We start from the raw sequence: 2151 nt of genomic DNA on the forward strand, positions 1-2151 counted from the left end.
GCCCGGTTACATTCCGAACCCGGAAGCTAAGCCTTACAGCGCCGATGGTACTGCAGGGGGGACCCTGTGGGAGAGTAGGACGCCGCCGAACAATCTTTGGGAAGGACCCCTGGTCCCCAGCGTTCAGCTGGGGACCAGGGGTCCTTTCGTTTTTCCAGGGCGCACCGGGTAGCCGGCTGCGCGAGAATGACTTGCAGTACCGAAGACAGGAGTCACCCGATGTCCACCAACTCTCCCGACGACCGACCGGAGCGCGATCAGCGGCGCCGGGACAGTGGTGACCGCGGCGACCGTGGCGGCTTCCGTCGCGACAACGACCGTGGCCGTGGCGGGTTCCGCCGTGACGACCGTCGGGGCGATGACCGGGGCGGGCAGCGCGGTGGCGGCTTCCGCCGGGACGACCGTGACCGCGGGCCGCGTCGCGATGACCGCGATCGGGGCGGTGACCGCGGGTTCCGTCGTGATGACCGTGGCGACCGCGGCGACCGTCCCTCGTTCCGCCGTGACGACCGCGGCGACCGTGGCGATCGCCCTGCCTTCCGTCGTGACGACCGGCGTGACGAGCGCCGTGACGACCGGGGCGATCGTCCCTCGTACCGCCGCGATGACCGGGGCGGCCAGCGGGGTGGCTTCCGTCGAGACGACCGGCGTGACGATCGCCGTGACGATCGCCGTGATGACAACCGGGGTGGCGGGTACGCGCGTCGGGATGATCGGGACCGTGGACCGCGTCGCGACGATCGCGGTGACCGTCCCACGTTCCGCCGTGACGACCGGCGTGATGACCGGCGTGATGACCGTCCCTCGTACCGCCGTGATGACCGCCGTGATGACCGTCGAGACGACCGCCGTGATGACCGCCGTGATGACCGCCGCGACGACCGCCGTGATCGTCCGTCCTACCGTCGTGACGACCGTCCTCCGTTCCGTCGTGACGACCGCGGTGACCGTCCCGCCTTCCGTCGGGACGACCGGCGTGATGACCGTCGCGACGACCGGGGTGACCGGGGTGACCGGGGCGACCGGGGTGGCTTCCGTCGGGACGACAGCCGTGGGGGCGACCGCGGTGGATTCCGCGGCCGGGACGACCGCGGTGGGCGTGGGCCCCGGCGGGACGACCGCGGCGGCCGGCCCGGAGGCTTCCGGGGACGCGACGACCGGCACGGTGGCGGTGGCGGTGGCCGTTTCCGTGAGGAGCGGGACCGCGACCGGGACCGGGAGCCGATCAAGCGCCTGCCGATCCCCGAGGAGGTCACCGGCGACGAGATCGACAAGGACGTGCGGCAGGAGCTGCAGAGCCTGCCCAAGACGCTCGCGGAGGACGTCGCCAGGAACCTGGTGATGGTCGCCAGGCTGCTCGACGAGGACCCGGAGGCGGCGTACGGCTACTCCAGGGTGGCCCTGCGGCTGGCGTCCCGTGTCGCCGCCGTGCGGGAGGCCGCCGGGTTCGCCGCGTACGCCAGCCAGAAGTACAGCGAGGCGCTGGCGGAGTTCCGCGCCGCGCGGCGGATGACCGGGTCCGTGGAGCTGTGGCCGGTCATGGCCGACTGCGAGCGTGGGCTCGGCCGGCCGGAGAAGGCGCTGGACATGGCCGGCACCCCCGAGGTGCACAAGCTGGACAAGGCCGGTCAGGTCGAGATGCGCCTCGTGGCGGCCGGCGCCCGCCGCGACCTGGGGCAGCTGGACGCGGCCATCGTGACGCTGCAGAGCCCCGAACTGGCCTCCAGCTCCGTACAGCCGTGGACCGCGCGGCTGCGGTACGCCTATGCCGACGCGCTGCTGGCCGCGGGCCGGGAGCAGGAGGCGCGGGAGTGGTTCGCGAAGGCCGTGGAGTCCGACCGGGACGGCAGCACGGACGCCTCCGACCGGCTGGCCGAGCTGGACGGCGTGGACTTCGTGGACGCCCTCGACGAGGGTGAGGACGAGGCCGGGGGCGACCGGGAGACCACGTCCGTTCAGGACGAGGCCGACGGCGACAAGGACGGCGACAAGGACTGACGTGACATGAGAGGGGGGGGGGCGCGGGGGCGGCGGCGCGCGGCGGGGGGGGGGGCCGGGGCGTGCGCGCGCGGGGGGCGGGCCCCCCCCGTCGCGGTGGTGTGCACATGTGCGTCGGTGAACGCCGGGGTGACGAGGGCGCCGTCCAGGTCC

The 2151-nt window shown here is 73.4% G+C and carries 2 protein-coding genes and 1 rRNA gene; 2 read left to right on the forward strand and 1 reads right to left on the reverse strand.

Features of this window, described 5'->3' with window-relative positions; genetic code table 11:
- Positions 1–91: ribosomal RNA gene (rrf, locus tag ACFWR9_RS35165) — 5S ribosomal RNA — on the forward strand; the annotation flags it as partial.
- Between the two features lie 32 nt (positions 92–123).
- Here the strand turns inward: rrf and ACFWR9_RS35170 are convergent.
- Positions 124–1164 (reverse strand): hypothetical protein, encoded by a 1041-nt coding sequence (locus ACFWR9_RS35170; protein ID WP_383849660.1) that lies wholly within the window; start codon positions 1162–1164, stop codon positions 124–126.
- Positions 1165–1233: 69 nt separating this feature from the next.
- Between ACFWR9_RS35170 and ACFWR9_RS35175 the strand changes: the two genes are divergently transcribed.
- A complete protein-coding gene (locus ACFWR9_RS35175; RefSeq protein ID WP_383849644.1) occupies positions 1234–1998 on the forward strand; it encodes a hypothetical protein in 765 nt (254 codons plus the stop codon).
- The last annotated feature ends 153 nt before the right edge of the window (positions 1999–2151 follow it).

Source organism: Streptomyces sp. NPDC058534, from assembly GCF_042717365.1.
GTDB lineage: Bacteria > Actinomycetota > Actinomycetes > Streptomycetales > Streptomycetaceae > Streptomyces.